The organism is Azospirillum formosense, assembly GCF_013340925.1.
Lineage (GTDB): Bacteria > Pseudomonadota > Alphaproteobacteria > Azospirillales > Azospirillaceae > Azospirillum > Azospirillum formosense.
Map to the genome: position 1 here is coordinate 1 of NZ_WHOR01000088.1, position 20,400 is coordinate 20,400.

The 20,400-nt window shown below is 69.9% G+C and carries 17 protein-coding genes; all 17 read left to right on the forward strand.

Annotated elements, in window-relative coordinates:
* Positions 1-3 precede the first annotated feature (3 nt).
* Positions 4-987, forward strand: a complete 984-nt coding sequence (gene rsmH / locus GBZ26_RS13500) for a 16S rRNA (cytosine(1402)-N(4))-methyltransferase RsmH (protein ID WP_174439292.1) — start codon at positions 4-6, stop codon at positions 985-987.
* Positions 984-1,703, forward strand: coding sequence for a cell division protein FtsL (gene ftsL / locus GBZ26_RS13505; protein WP_174439281.1), 720 nt, complete (start codon positions 984-986; stop codon positions 1,701-1,703). The genes rsmH and ftsL overlap by 4 nt, the downstream gene beginning before the upstream one ends.
* Entirely contained in the window at positions 1,700-3,505 is a 1,806-nt protein-coding gene (locus tag GBZ26_RS13510; protein WP_174439282.1) for a peptidoglycan D,D-transpeptidase FtsI family protein, read from the forward strand. Before ftsL ends, GBZ26_RS13510 begins: the two co-directional genes overlap by 4 nt.
* Positions 3,486-4,937 carry a UDP-N-acetylmuramoyl-L-alanyl-D-glutamate--2,6-diaminopimelate ligase gene (locus GBZ26_RS13515; RefSeq protein WP_174439293.1) on the forward strand — a complete coding sequence of 484 codons (1,452 nt, stop codon included), beginning with the start codon at positions 3,486-3,488 and terminating at the stop codon, positions 4,935-4,937. Before GBZ26_RS13510 ends, GBZ26_RS13515 begins: the two co-directional genes overlap by 20 nt.
* Complete coding sequence (locus GBZ26_RS13520) at positions 4,934-6,418, forward strand: UDP-N-acetylmuramoylalanyl-D-glutamyl-2,6-diaminopimelate--D-alanyl-D-alanine ligase (protein ID WP_174439283.1); 1,485 nt, start codon at positions 4,934-4,936, stop codon at positions 6,416-6,418. Before GBZ26_RS13515 ends, GBZ26_RS13520 begins: the two co-directional genes overlap by 4 nt.
* Positions 6,419-6,428: 10 nt before the next feature.
* Entirely contained in the window at positions 6,429-7,514 is a 1,086-nt protein-coding gene (gene mraY, locus GBZ26_RS13525) for a phospho-N-acetylmuramoyl-pentapeptide-transferase (protein WP_035675379.1), read from the forward strand.
* 13 nt (positions 7,515-7,527) lie between these two features.
* Positions 7,528-8,931 carry a UDP-N-acetylmuramoyl-L-alanine--D-glutamate ligase gene (murD, locus tag GBZ26_RS13530; protein ID WP_174439284.1) on the forward strand — a complete coding sequence of 468 codons (1,404 nt, stop codon included), beginning with the start codon at positions 7,528-7,530 and terminating at the stop codon, positions 8,929-8,931.
* On the forward strand, positions 8,931-10,052 hold the full coding sequence (gene ftsW / locus GBZ26_RS13535) for a putative lipid II flippase FtsW (protein WP_174439285.1): 1,122 nt from the start codon (positions 8,931-8,933) through the stop codon (positions 10,050-10,052). The genes murD and ftsW overlap by 1 nt, the downstream gene beginning before the upstream one ends.
* Before the next feature lie 5 nt (positions 10,053-10,057).
* Complete coding sequence (gene murG, locus GBZ26_RS13540) at positions 10,058-11,197, forward strand: undecaprenyldiphospho-muramoylpentapeptide beta-N-acetylglucosaminyltransferase (RefSeq protein ID WP_174439286.1); 1,140 nt, start codon at positions 10,058-10,060, stop codon at positions 11,195-11,197.
* Positions 11,198-11,280: 83 nt separating this feature from the next.
* On the forward strand, positions 11,281-11,460 hold the full coding sequence (locus tag GBZ26_RS13545; protein WP_244439316.1) for a hypothetical protein: 180 nt from the start codon (positions 11,281-11,283) through the stop codon (positions 11,458-11,460).
* Between the two features lie 7 nt (positions 11,461-11,467).
* On the forward strand, positions 11,468-12,883 hold the full coding sequence (murC, locus tag GBZ26_RS13550; protein WP_014241223.1) for a UDP-N-acetylmuramate--L-alanine ligase: 1,416 nt from the start codon (positions 11,468-11,470) through the stop codon (positions 12,881-12,883).
* A gap of 11 nt (positions 12,884-12,894) precedes the next feature.
* Complete coding sequence (gene murB / locus GBZ26_RS13555) at positions 12,895-13,821, forward strand: UDP-N-acetylmuramate dehydrogenase (protein ID WP_174439288.1); 927 nt, start codon at positions 12,895-12,897, stop codon at positions 13,819-13,821.
* The gene (locus tag GBZ26_RS13560) at positions 13,818-14,768 is read left to right on the forward strand and encodes a D-alanine--D-alanine ligase (protein ID WP_137139126.1); all 951 of its coding nucleotides are present in this window, start codon (positions 13,818-13,820) and stop codon (positions 14,766-14,768) included. The genes murB and GBZ26_RS13560 overlap by 4 nt, the downstream gene beginning before the upstream one ends.
* On the forward strand, positions 14,753-15,715 hold the full coding sequence (locus tag GBZ26_RS13565) for a cell division protein FtsQ/DivIB (RefSeq protein WP_174439289.1): 963 nt from the start codon (positions 14,753-14,755) through the stop codon (positions 15,713-15,715). Before GBZ26_RS13560 ends, GBZ26_RS13565 begins: the two co-directional genes overlap by 16 nt.
* Positions 15,716-15,797: 82 nt before the next feature.
* Entirely contained in the window at positions 15,798-17,060 is a 1,263-nt protein-coding gene (ftsA, locus tag GBZ26_RS13570; protein WP_038530575.1) for a cell division protein FtsA, read from the forward strand.
* 142 nt (positions 17,061-17,202) lie between these two features.
* The gene (gene ftsZ, locus GBZ26_RS13575; RefSeq protein WP_174439290.1) at positions 17,203-18,951 is read left to right on the forward strand and encodes a cell division protein FtsZ; all 1,749 of its coding nucleotides are present in this window, start codon (positions 17,203-17,205) and stop codon (positions 18,949-18,951) included.
* A 358-nt stretch (positions 18,952-19,309) separates the two neighbouring features.
* On the forward strand, positions 19,310-20,254 hold the full coding sequence (gene lpxC, locus GBZ26_RS13580) for a UDP-3-O-acyl-N-acetylglucosamine deacetylase (protein ID WP_174439291.1): 945 nt from the start codon (positions 19,310-19,312) through the stop codon (positions 20,252-20,254).
* Positions 20,255-20,400 lie beyond the last annotated feature (146 nt).

Consider the following 20,400-nt stretch of genomic DNA (forward strand, 5'->3'; position numbering starts at 1 on the left):
CACATAGACGCCGCCGTCCCGGCCTCCCCCCACATTTCCGTCCTGCTGAACGAGGTCGTGGACGCGCTCTCCCCGCGCGACGGCGGCGTCTATGTGGACGGCACCTTCGGCGCCGGCGGCTATGCCCGCGCGATTCTCGACCGCGCCGACTGCCGCGTCTGGGGAATCGACCGCGATCCCGAAGCCATCGAACGCGGCCGTAAGCTCGCCCTCGCCTATCCGGGCCGGCTGGAGATTGTCGAAGGCCGATTCGGCGACATGGACCGGCTGCTCGCCGAGCACGGCGTCGAATCGGTGGACGGCGTGGCGCTGGACATCGGCGTCTCCTCCCCGCAGATCGACGAGCCGGAGCGCGGCTTCTCCTTCCGATTCGACGGCCCGCTCGACATGCGGATGGGACGCGATGGGCCGACCGCCGCCGATGTGGTGAACACCGCCACCGAAGCCGAGCTGGCCGACATCGTCTTCCATTACGGCGAGGAGCGCATGGCCCGCCGCGTGGCCCGCGCCATCGTCGCCGCGCGTCTGGACACCCCGTTCGCGCGCACCAAGCAGCTGGCCGACGTGGTACGGTCGGTGGTGCCGAAGGGGAAGGGCGACGCCATCGACCCGGCGACCCGCACCTTCCAGGCGCTGCGCATCCATGTGAACGACGAGCTGGGCGAGCTGCGCCGCGGCCTCGCCGCCGCCGAATCGCTGCTGAAGCCCGGCGGCCGTCTCGCCGTCGTCTCCTTCCATTCGCTGGAGGACCGGGAAGTGAAGACGTTCCTGAAGGAACGCTCCTCGCCCCCGCCCTCCCCGTCCCGCCACGCGCCGAGCCTTGCGGCGGACCCGCGTTCCCCATCCCTCCGGCCCCTGTCGCGCAAGCCCATCGTGCCGACGGACCAGGAAGCCCACAGCAACCCACGCGCGCGCTCTGCCCGGCTGCGCGCGGCTGAACGCACGGCGGCGCCGGCTTACCCGGCGCCCGGCAAGGAGGCGGCATGAAATACAAATCCGCACTTTTCTGGGGTGGCCTGATCGCCGCCGCCGGCTTCGTCCTGTTCGAGACCAGCTACGAGGTTCAGGAGCTGGAGGAAAAGCTGGGCTCGCTCAACCGCAAGATCATGGTGGAGCAGGAGGCCATCCAGGTTCTCAAGGCCGAGTGGAGCTTCCTGAACGACCCGACCCGTCTCGAGACTCTGTCGCGCGAGCATCTGGCGCTGCAGCCGACCGAGGCACGGCAGTTCGTGGCGATGAACATCGTGCCGATGCGCCCCTCCCCCACCGTCGCGCCGGAGGAGGCCCCGCTGCCGCCGATGGTCCGCAACCAGACGCCGGGCAAGGCGCCGAACGTGGCGACGGCCTCCACCGGGGACAGCGTCGTGGGCGGCGGCGCCATTGTTCAGGGCGGCGTTCAGGGCGGCGTGATCATTCCGGCCTCGGCCTCGCCGATCAAGCCGGCCCCGATCAAGCCCTCGGCCATCGTGCCCGCCTCGGCCAAGGTCCCGCCGCTCCCTTCCGCCGCCAAGTCGGCCCCGGCGCCCGCGGTGACCACAAGGCCGACGGAGGTCGCCACCAAGCCGCCGGTCACCGCGCGGACGCTGGCGCCGCCGCCCGCGGCCCGTCCGCAGCCGCAGCAGGCCCAGGCCGCCCCCGCGGCCGCCCCGGCCCAGCATGACAGCATCGGTCTTCTCGTCGCCCGTCTCGGAGCCAACCGATGAGCGTTCCGCCGCCCGGCATCGATCCCGCGCACGGCGCCTACAGCGTCCCGCCCCCGGCTTCCAAGCCGCGGACGACGCTGTCGGTCGCGTTGGAGCAGAGCCGGAACCGGTTGATGGTGACCGCGGCCATGGTCGCCGTGGTCTTCTCCGCCATCGGCGTGAAGCTGGTGGACGCGACGCTGTTCAACCACGCGGCGGAACCGCGCCCGCGCATGGCCGCGGAGGTCGACGCCCCGCCGGTCAACCGCGCCGACATCGTGGACCGCAACGGCAACCTGCTGGCGACCTCGCTCGCCACGCAGTCGCTCTACGCCGACCCGAAGCTGATCAGCCGGCCGGACGAGGTGGCGCGCAAGCTGACCACCGCCCTGCCGGAGCTGGACTACAAGGACCTGCTGACCAAGCTCAGCGGCGACAAGCGGTTCGTCTGGATCAAGCGCAACCTGACGCCCAAGCAGCAGGCGGCGGTGTTCCGGCTCGGCCTGCCCGGCGTCTATTTCGAACGGGAGGAGCGCCGCTTCTACCCGGCCTCCAACCTGACCTCGCATCTGGTCGGCTTCACCGGCGTGGACAACAACGGCCTCGCCGGGCTGGAGCAGCAGTTCAACAAGCGGCTGACCACCGACCCGAAGCCGCTGCAACTGTCGATCGACCTGCGCCTTCAGCACATCATGAAGAAGGAATTGCAGACGACGATCGAAGAGTTCAGCGCCATCGGCGCCACCGGCATCATCTACGATGTCCGCAACGGCGAAGTCATGTCGATGGTCTCGCTGCCCGATTTCGACCCGCACAACCCCACGGGACTTGACCCGGACACGCTGTTCAACCGCGCGACGCTCGGCGTGTACGAAATGGGCTCCACTTTCAAGATCTTCAACACGGCGATGTCGCTGGATTCGGGCAAGATCCGCGTCTCCGACACCTTCGATACGATCAACAACATCAAGGTTGGCCGTTTCACGATCCGCGAATACCACCCCTTCCGCCACAACCTGACGGTGGCCGAGGTGTTCCAGGAATCGTCGAACCTCGGGTCGGTGCGCATGGCCATGTCTTTGGGCGTGCAGCACCAGAAGTCCTTCCTGACCAAGCTGGGCATGACCCGCCCGACCTCGCTGGAACTGCCGGAGAACGGCTGGCCGCTGGTGCCGAATCCGTGGCGGGAGGTCAACACCATGACCATCTCCTTCGGCCACGGCATGTCGGTCAGCCCGATGCACACGGTCAACGCCGCCGCCTCGATCATCAACGGCGGCGTGCTGCACCCGCCGACCCTGCTGAAGCGCGACCCCGCGGTCGAGATTCCGGGCGAGCAAGTCATCAGCCCGAAGACCTCGGCGATGATGCGCCGCCTGTTCCGCTTCGTGGTCACCGACGGCACGGCGAAGTCGGCCAACGCCAAGGGCTACGTCGTCGGCGGCAAGACCGGCACGGCGGAAAAGCAGAAGGGCCGGAGCTACGCCCGGAACTCCCGCATGTCGTCGTTCCTCGGCGCCTTCCCGATGCATGACCCCCGCTACATCGTCTATGTCCTGGTGGACGAGCCGAAGGGCACCAAGAAGACCTACGGCTTCGCCACCGGCGGCTGGGTCGCCGCCCCCGCGGTCGGCCGCATCGTGAAGCAGATCGGCCCGCTGCTGGGCGTCCAGCCGGTGGACGAGGCTTCCCCCGAGGTCATCAACGCCACCTACATCAACACCGCCGGTCAGACGACCCCGCCCGCACCGCCGCCTCCGCCCGCGCAACCGAAAGGCAGCACCGTTGCTTCTGTCCCACCTGCTGGCAACAAGCCGCGCTGACGCGACGTCCGCCACCGAGGCACCCGCCGTCGATGTGACCGGGTTGACCGCGGACAGCCGCGCGGTCAGGCCCGGTTTCGTCTTTGCCGCCCTGCCGGGTGCGAAGGCGGACGGTCGCGCCTTCATCGCCGACGCGCTCGCCAAGGGCGCCGTCGCGGTGGTGGCGCCCGTCGGGACCGCCCTGCCCGCCGGCAGCGCCGCGATTCTGGTCACGGACGAGCAGCCGCGCCGCCTCTTCGCGCGCCTCGCCGCCGCCTTCCACGGGCGGCAGCCGGACACCGTGGTCGCCGTGACGGGGACCAACGGCAAGACCTCCACCGTGCAGTTCGCCCGCCAGATGTGGGACCTGATGGGCCTGAAGGCGGCCAGCCTGGGCACGCTGGGGCTGATCGGGCCGGGGCTGGACGATTACGGCGGGATGACCACGCCGGACCCGGTGTCGCTTCACCGCGACCTCGCCGCCGTAAAGGACAAGGGAATCGACCATCTGGCGATGGAGGCGTCCAGCCACGGGCTGGAGCAGTTCCGTCTCGACGGCGTGACCCTCAAGGCCGCGGGCTTCACCAACCTGACCCGCGACCATCTGGATTACCACGGCACGATGGAGGCCTACCTCCAGGCCAAGGCGATGCTGTTCGGACGGGTGTTGCCCGATGGGGGAACCGCCGTCCTGAACGCCGACAGCGGCACCTTCGCCGAGCTTGCCGGGATTTGTTCACAGCGCGGTCACCGCGTCTTCGGATACGGTCTGGCCGGTCGCGAGATCCGGGTGAACGGGGTCGAGCCGCTGGCCCACGGCCAGCGTCTGGACCTGACGGTCCTGGGCCGCGACATCACCGTGGACCTGCCGCTGGCGGGCCGCTTCCAGGCGTGGAACGTGCTGTGCGCGCTCGGCCTGGTGATCGGCTCCGGCGCGGACCGTGACGAGGCTCTGGCCACCCTGACCCGCCTGGAAGGCGTGCCGGGACGCCTGCAGCACGTTGCCACCCACCCCTGCGGGGCGGCGGTCTATGTCGATTTCGCCCACACGCCCGACGCGCTGGAAACGGTGCTGCTGGCGCTGAAGCAGCACGCCCGGAACCGCCTGATCGCGGTGTTCGGGTGCGGCGGCGACCGCGACCGCGGGAAGCGGCCGGTGATGGGGGAGCTGGCCGGCCGTCTGGCCGACCGCGCCATCGTCACCGACGACAACCCGCGCACCGAGGTGCCGGCGGCCATCCGCAAGGAGGTCCTGGCGGGCCACCCGGCACTGGAGGAGATCGGCGACCGGCGCGAGGCCATCCGCGCCGCCGTCCGCAGCCTTCGGCCCGGTGACGTCCTGGTCATCGCCGGCAAGGGACATGAGCATGGTCAGATCGTCGGGACGGAGGTCCTTCCCTTCGACGACGCGACCGAGGCACGAGCCGCCGTGGCAGAGGTTGGAGCAGCATGAGCGAGGCCAAGACCATCCTGTGGACCGCCGAGGACGCCGCCGCCGCCACCAGCGGTCAGGCGACGCGTGCCTGGGCGGCGACCGGGGTCAGCATCGACAGCCGCAAGGTGGCGCCGGGCGACCTGTTCGTCGCCATCAAGGGGCCGAACTTCGACGGGCACGACTTCGTCGCCAAGGCGCTGGAGGCCGGCGCCGCCGCGGCGCTGGTCAGCACCGTTCCGCCGGGCGTGCCGGGCGACGCCTCCCTTCTGGCGGTGGAGCAGGACACGCTGGCGGCGCTGGGCGATCTCGGCCACGTCGCGCGGCTGCGCACCCAGGCCAGGGTGGTGGGCGTCACCGGCTCGGTCGGCAAGACCAGCACCAAGGAGGCCCTGCGCCACGTCCTGTCGGCGCAGGGCCGCACCTTCGCCACCGAAGGCAGCCTGAACAACCATTGGGGCGTGCCCCTGTCGCTGGCCCGCATGCCGGAGGACAGCGAGTTCGCCGTGTTCGAGCTGGGCATGAACCACGCCGGGGAGCTTGGCCCGCTGTCGCGGCAGGTGATGCCCGACGTCGCGGTCATCACCACGGTCGAGGCGGCGCATCTGGAGTTCTTCGACTCCGTCGAGGCGATCGCCGACGCCAAGGCCGAGATCTTCGAGGGCATGAACCCCAACGGGGTTGCCGTCCTCAACCGCGACAACCCGCATTTCGGGCGGCTGCTCGCCGCCGCGCGCACCCAGGGGCTGAGCCGCATCTGGAGCTTCGGCGCCCACGCCGACGCCGACGCGCGTCTGGTGGAGTGCTCGCTGCACGCCACCTGCAGCGCCGTGACCGCGATCATCCGGGGTGAGCGCGTCCAATACTGCCTGGCGCTGCCGGGCCGGCATTGGGTGATGAACAGCCTCGCCGTGCTGCTGGCGGTCAAAGCGCTGGGCGCCGACGTCGCCGCGGCGGCCCGCGCCCTGTCCACCATCGAGCCGGTCAAGGGCCGCGGCACGCGCAAGCGCGTCCAGGCCGCCCGGGGCGCCTTCACCCTGATCGACGAGAGCTACAACGCCAGCCCCGCCGCCATGGCCGCGACCTTCGCGGTGCTCGGCAAGACCGACCCCGGCGCCGGAGGCCGGCGCCTCGCCGTGCTGGGCGACATGCGGGAGCTCGGCGACCGCGCCGACGCCCTGCACGCCGCGCTGGCCGAACCGCTGCGCGCCGCGCATGTGGACGCGGTCTATGCCTGCGGCCCGCACATGCGCGCCCTGTTCGACCGCCTGCCCGCCGCCATGCGCGGCGCCTGGATGGAGACCAGCGCCGAGCTGGCCCCCCTCCTGGCCGGTGCGGTGCGCGGCGGCGATGTGGTGCTGATCAAGGGGTCGCTGGGCAGCCGCATGGCGACGGTGGTGGACGCCCTGTCCGCTCTCGACAAGCAAACCGACAAGAACAACAACGGCTCCTTGCCCGCGGCTGACACGGATCAGACCGCGACGCACGGGCACAAAGGCTGACCGCTTCACGATGCTCTACAACCTGCTCTTCCCTCTGGCGGACGTCTTCACGCCGTTCAACCTGTTCCGGTATCTGACCTTCCGGACGGGAGGCGCGGTGCTGACGGCGCTCGTCATCAGCTTCGTGTTCTTTCCACGCCTGATCGCGTGGCTGAAACGCAAGCAGGGCGAGGGTCAGCCGATCCGCTCCGACGGGCCGGAAAGCCATGCGAAGAAGAAGGGCACGCCCACCATGGGCGGCCTGATGATCCTGATCGCCGTGTCGATCAGCACGCTGCTGTGGGTCGACCTGACCAACGCCTACACCTGGATCGTGCTGCTGGTGACGATCGGCTACGGGCTGATCGGCTTCGGCGACGACTACCTGAAGCTGACCAAGCGCAACACCAAGGGCCTGTCGGGCCGCTTCCGCCTGACCTGGGAGATCATCATCGGCGTCTCCGCCGCCGCCGCCATCATGTATGTGTCGGCGCCGCCGCTGTCCGGCGGTCTGGCCGTGCCCTTCGTCAAGGACTTCCTGATCCAGCTCTCCTGGTTCTTCATCCCCGTGGGCGCCTTCGTCATGGTCGGCGCGTCGAACGCGGTGAACCTGACGGACGGGCTGGACGGGCTGGCCATCGTGCCGACGATGATCGCGGCGGGCTGCTTCGGCCTGATCGCCTATCTGACCGGCAACGCGATCTTCGCCAACTATCTCCAGATCCACCATGTGCCCGGTGCTGGTGAGCTTGCCGTTTTCTGCGGGGCTCTGGTCGGTGCGGGGATCGGTTTCCTCTGGTACAACGCGCCCCCCGCCATGGTCTTCATGGGCGACACCGGCTCGCTGGCCCTCGGCGGCGCGCTGGGAGCCGTCAGCGTGGTCACCAAGCACGAGATCGTGCTGGCGATCATCGGCGGCCTGTTCGTGCTGGAGACCGTGTCGGTGATCGTCCAGGTCGCCTCGTTCAAGCTGACCGGAAAGCGGGTGTTCCGCATGGCGCCTCTGCACCATCACTTCGAGAAGAAGGGATGGGCGGAGTCCACCGTGGTCATCCGCTTCTGGATCATCGCCTCCATCCTGGCCCTGGTCGGCCTGTCCACGCTGAAGCTCCGGTAAGGGTCGCCGCCCGATGATCAACCTGTTCTACATGGAAGGACTGCCGGTGGCGGTCATGGGGCTGGGCAAGTCGGGCCTCGCCACGGCGGAGGCGCTGACCCAGAGCGGCGCCGACGTGTGGGTGTGGGACGACAACGAGTCCAGCCGCGCGGACGCGCTGAGCAAGGGCTACAAGGTCGTCGACCTGACCACGGCGGACCTGACCGAGTTGACCACCATCGTCTGGTCGCCCGGCATCCCACACACCCATCCGAAGCCCCACCCGGTGGCCCTGCGCGCCCGCGCCGCGAACATCGAGCTGGTCTGCGACATCGAGCTGCTGGCCCGGTCGGAGCGCGATTCGGCCTACATCGGCATCACCGGCACCAACGGGAAGTCCACCACCACGACCCTGATCGGCCATGTGATGGAGGCCGCCGGACGGCGCATCGCGGTCGGCGGCAACCTGGGCACCCCGGCGCTCACCTTCCCCTCCGTCGGGGCCGGCGGCAGCTACGTGCTGGAGATGTCGAGCTACCAGCTCGAGCTGACCTACTCGATCACCTTCGATGTGGCGGTGCTGCTCAACATCACGCCGGACCATCTGGCCCGGCACGGCGGCATGGACGGCTACGTCGCGGCGAAGAAGCTGATCTTCCACCGCCAGACCAAGCCGCGCACCGCGGTGATCGGCGTGGACGACCCGACCTGCCGGGCGATCTGGGAGGATCTGAAGGCCAAGGGCGATCAGGTGATCTGGCCGGTCTCCGCCCTGGGCCCGGTGCCCGGCGGAGTCTACGCCGCGGACGGCTGGCTGGTCGACGACACCTTCGGCGCCGCGGAGCGCGTGGCCGAGCTGGCCGCCTTCCCGGCGCTGCTCGGCACCCACAACTGGCAGAACGCCGCCGCGGCCTTCGCGGCCTGCAAGGCGGCGGGCGTGCCGACCCCGGCCATCGTCGCCGCCGTGACCACCTTCCCCGGCCTCGCCCATCGCCAGCAGCTGGTGCGGACCATCGACGGCGTGCGCTTCGTCAACGACAGCAAGGCGACCAACGCCGACGCGACGGAGAAGGCGCTGGCGACCTTCGACCCGATCTACTGGATCCTCGGCGGACAGGCGAAGGAGACCGGACTCGACGGGCTGGAGACCTACGCGCCGCGCGTCCGCCATGCCTTCCTGATCGGCGAGGCGTCGGACCGCTTCGCGGCGTGGCTGGAGGCCAACAAGGTCCCGCACACCCGCTGCGGCACGCTGGACGTGGCGGTCAACGCCGCGGCGGAGCTGGCGCTGGCCGAGGCGCTGCCAGGCGCCTGCGTTCTGCTGTCGCCGGCCTGCGCCTCCTGGGACCAGTTCGCGAATTTCGAGAAGCGCGGCAAGGCCTTCGCCGATGCCGTGAACCGCCTCGAAGGCAACGCCGTTCCGGGAGACCGCGCCTGATGATGACCTTCGACCGCACCGATCAATCCATCTTCGGCCGCTGGTGGTGGACGGTCGACCGCTGGCAGCTCGCCGCGCTGGCGGTGCTGATGGCGCTCGGCACGGTCCTGATCACCGCGGCCAGCCCGCCGGTGGCGGAGCGCATCGGCATCCAGGACACCTTCTACTTCGTCGAACGCCACCTGATGATGCTGATCCCCAGCGTCGCCATCATGTGCGGCGTCTCGCTGCTCAGCCCGCGCGGCGTGCGGCGGGCGGCGCTGGCGGTCTTCCTGATTTCGGTGGCGCTGGTCTATGCGACGCTGGTCGTCGGCGTCGAGATCAAGGGCGCGCGGCGCTGGATCCACGTCCCCGGCCTGTCGATCCAGCCGTCGGAGTTCGTGAAGCCGGCCTTCGCGGTGGTCGCGGCGTGGCTGTTCTCGCTGAAGCGCACCAACCCGGGCTTTCCCGGTCAGGCCCTGTCCATCCTCCTCTACGGCGTCACCGTCGGCGGCCTGCTGCTCCAGCCCGACCTGGGCATGACGGTGGTGGTGTCGGCGGTGTGGTTCTCGCAGTTCTTCCTGGCCGGGCTGAACATCATGCTGGTCGCCGGGATGGGCGTGCTGGGCGTCGCCGGCCTCGTCGCCGCCTACTTCACGCTGCCGCACGTCCACAGCCGCATCAACCGCTTCCTCGACCCGTCGAGTGGCGACACCTATCAGGTCAGCCGCTCGCTGGAGGCCTTCGCCAACGGCGGGCTGATGGGCACCGGCCCCGGCCAGGGAACGGTGAAGTATTCGCTGCCGGACAGCCACGCCGACTTCATCTTCGCCGTCGCCGGCGAAGAGATGGGGCTGATCTTCTGCCTAATCATCATCCTGCTGTTCGCCTTCATCGTGCTGCGCGGCTTCGCGCGGGTGTTCAACGACACCAACTACTTCGTGCTGCTGGCGGCGAGCGGCCTGCTGATCCAGTTCGGCCTCCAGGCGGCGATCAACATGGGCTCCGCCCTGCATCTGATGCCGACCAAGGGCATGACGCTGCCCTTCATCTCCTACGGCGGCTCCTCGCTTCTGGCGCTGGGCTTCGGCATGGGCATGGTGCTGGCGCTGACCCGCAAGCGCTTCGGCCCGGCGGAGTGACGCGCATGGCCGACATCACGCAACGCCCCATCATCCTGGCCGCCGGCGGCACCGGAGGACACTTCTTCCCGGCGGAAGCGCTGGCGCGCGAGCTGCTGGCCCGCGGCGAGGCGGTGGCGCTGGTCACCGACAAGCGCGGCCAGGCCTTCGGCGACAGCCTGCCGGAGGTGACGGTCCACCGCATCCGCTCCGCCGCCCCCGGCGGGAACCTGCTGGCCAAGATGAACGCGGCGTGGCAGATGGGCCTCGGCCTGCTCGGCGCCAACGCGCTGATGCGCCATCTGAAGCCGGCGGCCGTCGTCGGCTTCGGCGGCTACCCTTCCGTCCCCACGGTCTACGCCGCCGCGCAAGCGCGCGTGCCGGTGATGCTGCACGAGCAGAACGCCGTGCTGGGCCGGGCCAACCGGATGCTCGCCGCCGCCGCGCGCCGCATCGCCGTCGCCTTCCCCGAGGTCGCCTCGGTGAAGGAGGAGCATCGCCCGCGCCTCGTCCGCACCGGCAACCCGGTCCGCCCGGCGATCGCCGCCAAGCGCGACGCCGCCTACGCCGTTCCCACGCCCGGCGGCCCCGTCCGCATCCTGGTGATGGGCGGCAGCCAGGGCGCCCGCGTCTTCTCCGAGGTCATCCCCGAAGCGCTCGGCCGCCTGCCCGCCGACCTGCGCGCCCGCATCCATCTGGCGCAGCAGTGCCGGCCCGAGGATCTGGAGGCCGCGCGCCGCTCTTACGCCGGCATGGGCCTCGGCGGGCTGGAACTGGAGAGCTTCTTCCGCGACGTGCCGGACCGGCTGGCCGCCTGCCATCTCGCCATCACGCGGGCCGGCGCCTCGACCATCGCCGAACTGACCTGCATCGGGCGTCCCGCCATTCTTGTGCCATATCCCCATGCCATGGACGACCACCAGACGGCCAACGCGCGGCAGCTCGCCGCCGCCGGAGCCGCCTGGCTGATGGCGCAGCCGGACTTCACCGCCGACGCGCTCGCCGCCCGCCTGACGGCGCTTCTGGAGTCGCCGGACGCGCTGACCAGCGCGGCGCAGGCCGCCCACGGCTGGGGCATGGCCGACGCCGCCCGTCGGCTGGCCGACGCCGTGCTCGACATGATCGCCAACCCCAACCACGCCCGAACCAAGGAAGCCGCGGAATGATCAAGGCAACGCGCAGCACCATCGCACGCCCCCGCTCGTCCCGGCCCCCCTTGTCCCGGCCCCTGGGAGATTGGCCGGCGGCCATGACGCGGACCGAAGGCGCCTGGGGCAACCGGCCCGACTGTCCGCTTCTGCCGCGCGCCGGCGCCGGCTTCCTGCGCGACCGGCTGCACGTCACGATCGGTTCCCAGCCCCTTCCCTACGGCCTGTCCGACATGGCCGTGGATGCCACCCTCAGCCTGATGCTCCGCCGCGGAAAGTAATCCAGACATGCGCGCCCTCCCCCTCTCGATCGGCACCATCCATTTCGTCGGCATCGGCGGCATCGGCATGAGCGGCATCGCCGAAGTGCTGCGCAACCTCGGCTACACCGTCCAGGGCTCCGACCTGGCGGAGAGCGCCAACGTCAAGCGCCTGCGCGGGCTGGGCATCCAGATCAGCATCGGCCACCGCGCGGAGAACATCGCCGGGGCCGCGGTCGTCGTCGTCTCCTCCGCCGTCAAGCGCGACAACCCGGAGGTCGTCGCCGCCCGCGCCGCCCTGGTCCCGGTCGTCCGCCGCGCCGAGATGCTGGGCGAGCTGATGCGCCTGAAGTGGGCCATCGCCATCGGCGGCACCCACGGCAAGACCACGACCACCTCGATGGTCGGCAACATGCTGGAGCACGCCAACCTCGACCCCACGGTGATCAACGGCGGCATCATCAACGCCTACGGCACCAACACGCGGCTGGGCTCCGGCGACTGGATGGTCGTCGAGGCGGACGAGAGCGACGGCACCTTCATCAAGCTGCCGGCCTGCATCGCCGTGGTCACCAACATGGACCCGGAGCATCTGGACTATTACGGCACCTTCGACAACATGCGGGCCGCCTTCGACAGCTTCGTCCAGAACATCCCCTTCTACGGCTTCGCGGCGCTCTGCATCGACCATCCGGAGGTGCAGGCGATGATCCCGCGCGTGTCGGACCGCCGCATCATCACCTACGGCTTCAGCCCGCAGGCCGACGTGCGCGCCGTGAACATGCGGCTGGGCACCGAGGGCGCCGAGTACGACGTGGTGATCGACGACCGCCACACCGGGGAGAGCCGGACCATCATCGGCGTCCGCCTGCCGATGTACGGGCCGCACAACGTTCAGAACTCGCTGGCCTGCTTCGCCGTGGGCAACGAGATGGGCCTGCCCGACGTGGTGATGCGCGACAGCATGGCGAAGTTCCAGGGCGTCAAGCGCCGCTTCACCAAGACCGGCGAGTCGAACGGCATCACCGTCATCGACGATTACGGCCACCACCCGGTGGAGATCGCCGCCGTGCTGAAGGCCGCGCGCACCGCCGGCACCGGCCGCACCATCGCCGTCGTCCAGCCGCACCGCTATTCGCGCCTCGCCAACCTGTTCGAGGAATTCTGCACCTGCTTCAACGACGCCGACGCGGTGATCGTGGCGGACGTCTACGCCGCCGGTGAGCAGCCGATCGAGAACGTCAACCGCGACAGCCTCGTCGAGGGCCTGCGCATGCACGGTCACCGTCAGGTGCTCGCCCTGCACGGCCCGGACGAGCTGCCGCAGCTGGTCCGCGAGATCGCGCGGTCCGGCGACCTCGTGGTCTGCCTGGGTGCGGGCAACATCACCCAGTGGGCCAACGCCCTGCCGGGCGAGCTGGACAAGCTGTCGGGCAAGGCGTGACGGGTTCTCCGATGACAGCCGCCACCGCCTCCCTGATCGACCGGATGCCCGCCTGCCGCGGACGGCTGACCGCCGACGCGCCGCTGGCCAACGTGACGTGGTTCCGCGTCGGCGGTCCGGCGGAGGTCATGTTCCGGCCGGAGGACGCCGACGATCTGGCCGGCTTTCTGGCCGGGCTGCCGGACGACGTGCCGGTGACGGTGCTCGGCGTCGCCTCCAACCTGCTGATCCGCGACGGCGGCATCCCCGGCGTGGTGATCCGGCTGGGCCGCGGCTTCGCCGGCATCGCGGCGGACGGGCTGACGCTGGAGGCCGGCGCCGCGGCGCTCGACCTGAACGTCGCCGCCGTGGCGCGCGACGCCGGCGTCGCCGGGCTGGAGTTCCTGTCGGGCATCCCCGGCACCATCGGCGGCGCGCTGCGCATGAACGGCGGCGCCTACGGCCACGAGATCAAGGACGTGCTGGTCTCCGCCCAGGGCGTGACCCGCCGGGGCGAGCGCGTGTCCTACGACAACGCCGGCATGGGCTTCACCTACCGCCACGCCGGGGTGCCGGAGGACGTGATCTTCACCGGCGCCACCCTGCGCGGCGCGGCCGGCGACCCGGCGGAGATCGCCCAGCGCATGGCGGAGATTTCCGGCAAGCGCGCCGACACCCAGCCGGTCCGCTCGCGCACCGGCGGCTCCACCTTCAAGAACCCGCCCGGACACAAGGCGTGGGAGCTGATCGACCGGGCCGGCTGCCGCGGGCTGACCGTCGGCGGCGCGCAGGTGTCGGAGAAGCACTGCAACTTCCTCATCAACCAGGGCACCGCCACCGCGGCAGAGCTGGAGGCGCTGGGCGAGGAAGTCCGGCGCCGGGTGTTCGAGACCTCCGGCGTCACGCTGGAGTGGGAAATCAAGCGGGTCGGCGTGGCCCGCGAAGGAGCGTCCGCATGACCACCCCCCACAAGAAGCATGTCGCCGTCCTGATGGGCGGCTGGTCGGCGGAGCGCGAGGTGTCGCTGGTCAGCGGCGCCGGCGTCGCCAAGGCGCTGGAGGAGGAAGGCTACCGCGTCACCGCGGTGGACGTGCAGCGCGACCTGGAGGGGTTGCTGCGCGCGCTGACCGACCCGCGCCCCGACGCGGTGTTCAACGCCCTGCACGGGCGCGGCGGCGAGGACGGGACCATCCAGGGCGTGCTGGAGTTCCTCGGCATCCCCTACACCCATTCCGGCGTGCGCGCCGCCGCGGTCGCCATGGACAAGGCGATGACCAAGGCGCTGCTCGCCCCGGTCGGCGTGCGCTCGCCCAAGGGCCTCGTCCTGACCAAGGGCGAGCTGACCGGCGGCGCCCACCCGATGCCCGCCCCCTACATCGTCAAGCCGGTGGACGAGGGTTCGACCGTCGGGGTCACGCTGGTGCGCGAGGGGCAGAACAGCCCGGTCGGCGACGCCTGGACCTTCGGCGAGCGCGCCCTGGTCGAGGAGTTCATCCCGGGCCGCGAACTGACCGTGGGCGTCATGGGCGGGCTGGACGGCGAGTGCCGCCCCCTGACCGTGACGGAGATCCGCTTCGAAGCACAGGTGTATGACTACACGGCTAAATACAGCGCCGGTCATGCCGTTCATACTGTGCCCGCGCAGATTCCCGAGCACGTCGCGGAAGAAGCCAAGAGGTTGGCGGTCCTGGCCCACCGGACCCTGGGATGCCGCGGCGTTTCGCGCAGCGACTTCCGCTGGGATGATCGTAAAAGTGGGACCGACGGACTCTTTTTCCTGGAAATCAACAACCAGCCGGGCATGACGCCGCTGTCGCTGGTTCCCGAACAGGCCGCTGCCGTGGGGCTCTCCTACGGGGCACTTGTCGCTTGGATGGTGGAGAACGCCGCATGCCAACTCGACTGAGCATCGATCCGCAGTTCCGCGCCGGCTTCGGGGGCTCTGCGAACCGGGGCCGCAACGACATGCCCGTGCCGCCGCGCGCCATGGCGAAGTCGGCGCAGAAAGGCAACCGCCGCCGCGCCTGGCCGCGCTGGACCCGTCCCGCGGTCAAGGCGGCCATCCTGCTGACGCCGGTCCTGGTCGTCGCCGGCATGGCCGCGTCGGCGTGGCAGCGCGGCACCTTCGCCGAGACCACCGCGGCGCTTCAGGAAAGTCTGATCCAGACCAGCGCGTCCGCCGGCTTCGCCATCGCCGACGTGCTGGTCGAGGGCCGGACCGAGACCGACCCGGCGTCCATCCTGCGCGTGCTCGGCGTGCAGCGCGGCGACCCGATCCTCGCCGTCACGCTGTCCGACGCCAAGGAGAAGCTGGAAAGCCTGCCCTGGGTCGCCTCGGCCTCGATCGAGCGGCACCTGCCCGGCATCCTGTTCGTCCGCCTGACGGAACGGGAGCCGATGGCGATCTGGCAGCACGACCGCAAGTTCACCGTCATCGACCGCGAAGGCCGCCCGCTGGCCGACGCGACCGAGCTGGCGCGGCGCGGCAACCGGCGGATCGAGACGCTGCCGCAGGTCGTCGGCGCCAACGCGCCGATGCAGGTGCCGAAGCTGCTCGCGGCCCTCGACAACGTGCCGGCTCTGCGCGAAAAGGTGAGCGCCGCCTCCTGGGTCGGCGACCGCCGCTGGGATCTCAAGCTGAAGAACAGTGTCGTGGTGAAACTGCCGGAAGCCCGCATGCAGGCCGCGCTGCGCCAGTTGGCGGAGATGGACGCAACGGGTCAGGTGCTGGACCGCGACATCGTGGCCATCGACCTGCGCCAGAACGACCGCGCCGTGCTGCAGACCTCCGCCACCGCCGTCCTGCCCTGGACGGAGGAGGAAAACAAGAAGAAGCCGGGCAAGAAGACGTGATCCACCGTCACCCCTCTTTCTGACCCCCTCTTCCTGAAACGCGAACGACCGGACGCATCGAGGCCATAGGGTTGTGCTGAACATGGGCTTCAACGGGGCGAAAAAGCCAAAACGAGCCACGCGCGGCGGAATCATCGCCGCGCTGGACGTCGGCTCGACCAAGGTGTGCTGCCTCATCGCCCGCGTCGAGGATGCGGGGGCCGTGCGCATCGTGGGGATCGGCCACCAGATCGCCACGGGCGTGCGCGCCGGCGCCATCATCGACATGGAGGCGGCGGAAACCTCCATCGGCGCCGCCGTCCACGCCGCCGAGCAGATGGCCAACGAGACGATCCGCGACGTGATCGTCAACGTGTCCTCCCCGATCTCCCACGGCTTCAACGCCGAGGTCCCCGTCTCCGGCCAGGAGGTGACGGAGAGCGACGTCCGCCGCGCGCTGGCCCACGCCCGCAGCCTGCAGGTCGGCCCGGACCAGGCGCTGGTCCACGCGATCCCCGTCGGCTTCGCGCTGGACGGCAGCCGCGGCATCCGCGACCCCAAGGGCATGTACGGCGAGCGGCTGGGCGTCCAGGCCCACGTCATCACCTCGCCCGCCGGGGCCGTGCGCAACCTGCAGACCTGCGTGGCGCGCTGCCACCTCGACATCGAGGGTCTGGTCGCCAGCCCCTACGCGTCCGGCCTCGCCTGTCTGGTCGACGACGAGATGGAGATGGGCTCCGCCTGCATCGACATGGGCGGCGGCACCACGACGATCTCGGTCTTCTCCGAGGGCACGCTGGTCTGGTCGGACTGCATCCGGCTGGGCGGCAACCACGTCACCAACGACATCGCGCGCGGGCTGACCACGCCGGTCGTCCATGCGGAGCGCATGAAGACGCTGCACGGCAGCGCCATCACCAGCCCCGCCGACGAGCGCGAGATGATCGACGTCCCCCAGGTCGGCGAGGAGGAGCGCCTCGGCGCCAACAACCTGCCGAAATCCTATCTGGTGCGCATCATCCAGCCCCGGCTGGAGGAGATCTTCGAGCATGTCCGCTCGCGGCTGGAGCATTCCGGCTACGCGAAGCTGGTCGGCCGGCGCGTCGTCCTGACGGGCGGCGCCAGCCAGTTGCCGGGCATGCGCGAACTGGCGCAGCTGATCCTGGACAAACAGGTCCGCATCGGGCGACCGACGCGGATCACCGGTCTGAACGAGGCGCAAGGCGGTCCGTCCTACTCGACCGCCGCGGGCCTCCTTCTCCACGCCGTGCGCAATCCGGCGGAACTTCCCGTGGCGGGCCATGAGGCTGGCGCCGGCACGGGGTTCTTCGGGCGCGTCGGCCTGTGGCTGCGGGAGAACCTATGACCCACCGGACATGGTTCCCGGCCCCAAAAAGGCTCCCGCCGCATCACCGCATTCCTGCCTAAAAACATCACCCGGACCCAACCGGGCAAAGAACCCGCGACGCAAAGCATCGAACCAATCAAAAGGTTGTGGAGGCCATAACATGATCAACGTGACCATCCCCAGCATCGAACCCGAGCTGAAGCCCCGCATCACCGTCTTCGGTGTCGGCGGCGCCGGCGGCAACGCCGTGAACAACATGATCAAGTCCAACCTCGAAGGCGTGGACTTCGTGGTCGGCAACACCGACGCGCAGGCCCTCAAGGGCTCGCTCTGCGAGAAGCGCGTCCAGCTCGGCACCACCATGACCCGCGGCCTGGGCGCCGGCTCCAAGCCGGACGTCGGCCGGGCCTCCGCCGAGGAGCAGCTCGAGGAGATCATCGGTCACCTCGAAGGCGCCAACATGGTGTTCATCACCGCCGGCATGGGCGGCGGCACCGGCACGGGTGCGGCCCCGGTCATCGCCCGCGCCGCCCGCGAGCGCGGCCTGCTGACCGTCGGCGTGGTGACCAAGCCCTTCCACTTCGAAGGCGCGCACCGCATGCGGCTGGCCGAATCGGGCATCGCCGAGCTGCAGCAGTATGTCGACACGCTGATCATCATCCCGAACCAGAACCTGTTCCGCATCGCCAACGAGAAGACGACCTTCGCGGACGCCTTCAAGATGGCCGACGACGTTCTGCATTCCGGCGTGCGCGGCGTGACCGACCTGATGGTGATGCCCGGCCTCATCAACCTGGACTTCGCCGACATCCGCTCGGTGATGACCGAGATGGGCAAGGCGATGATGGGCACCGGCGAGGCCGGCGGCGAGCGCCGCGCCATCGAGGCCGCCGAGGCCGCCATCTCCAACCCGCTGCTCGACGATGTGTCGATGAAGGGTGCCCGCGGCGTCCTCATCAACATCACCGGCGGCTACGACATGACCCTGTTCGAGGTGGACGAGGCGGCGAACCGCGTCCGCGACGAGGTCGATCCGGACGCCAACATCATCTTCGGCTCGACCTTCGACAGCTCGCTGGACGGCGTGATGCGCGTGTCCGTGGTCGCCACCGGCATCGACGCCGCGGCCATGTCCAACCCGCGCACCCTGCACCCGGTCAACCTGTCGCTGGTTTCCGACCGCAACGGCGGCAATGGCGGCGCCAAGAAGCCCGCCGGCGCGGCCGGCCTGACCCAGGCCGCTCCGGCGCCGCTCGCCCCCTCCGGGCAGGTCGCTCCGGCGATCCCCGGCGCCGGCCTGGTTCCGCGCCCGATGGGCGGGGTCGCCCAGCCCCAGGTTCAGCCGCCGGTTCATCCGTCGGAGTTCCAGCAGCACGTTCCGGTCCAGCAGCCGGTCCAGCAGCCGATCGAGCCGATGGTTCAGCACGCTCCGCAGCATGCGCCCCACCCGCACATGCCGATGAGCCATGACGCCATGCAGCCGGTCGAGACCGCTTCGGCCCGCAACGTCGCCACCGGGCCGCTGCACAGCGAGCGCCGCGACGGCCACTTCATCGCCCCGAAGGCCGCTGATCCCGGCCCGCGCCAGCCGATGAACGCCCCGCCGATGTCGAGCCAGCTCGCCGCCGCCGCCCAGGCGGAGCCGCCGGCCCGCAAGCCGAACTTCCTGTTCGGCCTGGTCACCGGTCTGGCCGGACGCAAGGCCGAACCGGCCCCGCAGCCGCAACATCAGCCGCAGCAGCACCAGCCGCAGCACCAGCAGCCGGTGATGCCGCAGCCGCCGATGGCCGCCCCGCAGCCGCCGATGGCCCAGGCCCCGCGTCCGCAGGCGATGGGCGACGGCACCACCCAGAAGATCGACGAGGAAGCGCTGGACATCCCCGCCTTCCTGCGCCGTCAGGCCAACTGACGCGTCACAGAGGCTGGCCCAATTGATCTGAGGGCAACAGCAACCCGCCGGTCGCCGCCGCCTCTTTCGAAGCGGCATCGGTGGGTATCCACAACCTGTTAGACTTCAGCCGCCTCCAGAGCTTCGCAAGAACGCTCCGGGGGCGGTCTTTTCGTGTCTGGGGGACCCCGGTTTCGCGTCCGGCGACGGCGGTCTACCGCCCTGCAACAAACGGTAACAAAGAGTGATTTGTCCTCCACAGGGGCCAATGATACCTAGCATATGCGGTCATAAGCGCTGACCCGCCCCACTCCCGAGGGAGACCGGTGGCAAGTCGCCAAGGGACCGCAAAGACCAAGATTGGAACGGGACAGACACCGTGGCTCAGAATCGCATCAAGACCGAAGGCATGCTGCAACGTACCCTGGCGAAGCCGGTGCGTTGCTCGGGCGTCGGGCTGCATACGGGCGCGACGGTTACCCTGACGATTTCCCCGGCCGAGCCGAACACCGGCATCGTCTTCCGGCGCACCGATCTCAGCGGCCCCGCCGCGGTGATCCCGGCGCGCTGGGACCATGTGGTCGACACCAAGCTGTGCACGGTCATCGGCAACGCCCATGGCACGACCATCGGCACCATCGAGCATCTGATGTCGGCGCTGGCCGGCTGCGGCGTGGACAACGCCGTGGTCGCGCTGGACAACATCGAGGTGCCGATCATGGACGGCAGCGCCGCCCCCTTCGTGGAGGCCATCGAGCGGATCGGCACCGTGTCGCAGAACGCGCCGCGCCGGGCCATCCGCATCCTGAAGCCGGTCACCGTGACCGAGGGCAACAAGAGCGCCACCTTCACGCCGGACCACACGACGGGTTTCAGCTTCGAGATCGACTTCGCCAGCAAGGCCATCGCCCAGCAGAGCCACGAGATGGAACTGGACGCCGAGACCTTCCGCGACGAGATCAGCGCCGCCCGCACCTTCGGCTTCCTGCACGAGGTCGAGGGGCTGCGCAAGATGGGCCTCGCCCGCGGCGGCTCGCTGGACAACGCGGTGGTCATCTCCGGCGACGAGGTGATGAACGAAGGCGGCCTGCGCTTCGACGACGAATTCGTGCGCCACAAGATCCTGGACGCGGTCGGCGACCTCTATCTGGCCGGCGCGATGTTCGTCGGTCACTTCCACGGCGTCCGGTCCGGCCACGCCCTGAACAACCAACTGCTGCGCGCCCTGTTCGCCGACGCCAGCGCCTGGTGCTACGAAACCCCGCCGAGCACGGCGCTGCCGGGCGCCGTCTGGCACGCGACCGAGCGGCTCGCCGTCGCCTGAGACCCGCCTCGAACATCGGGTTTGCCCCTGCCCTCCCCTTCCGGGGAGGGCATTTTCGTTTTGCGCCCCCCTCCCCTCTCGGATTCGCGCGAAGGGAGGCGCGCGCATACTCCCCTCCCCTTCCGGGAGTGGAAGGATATGATTTC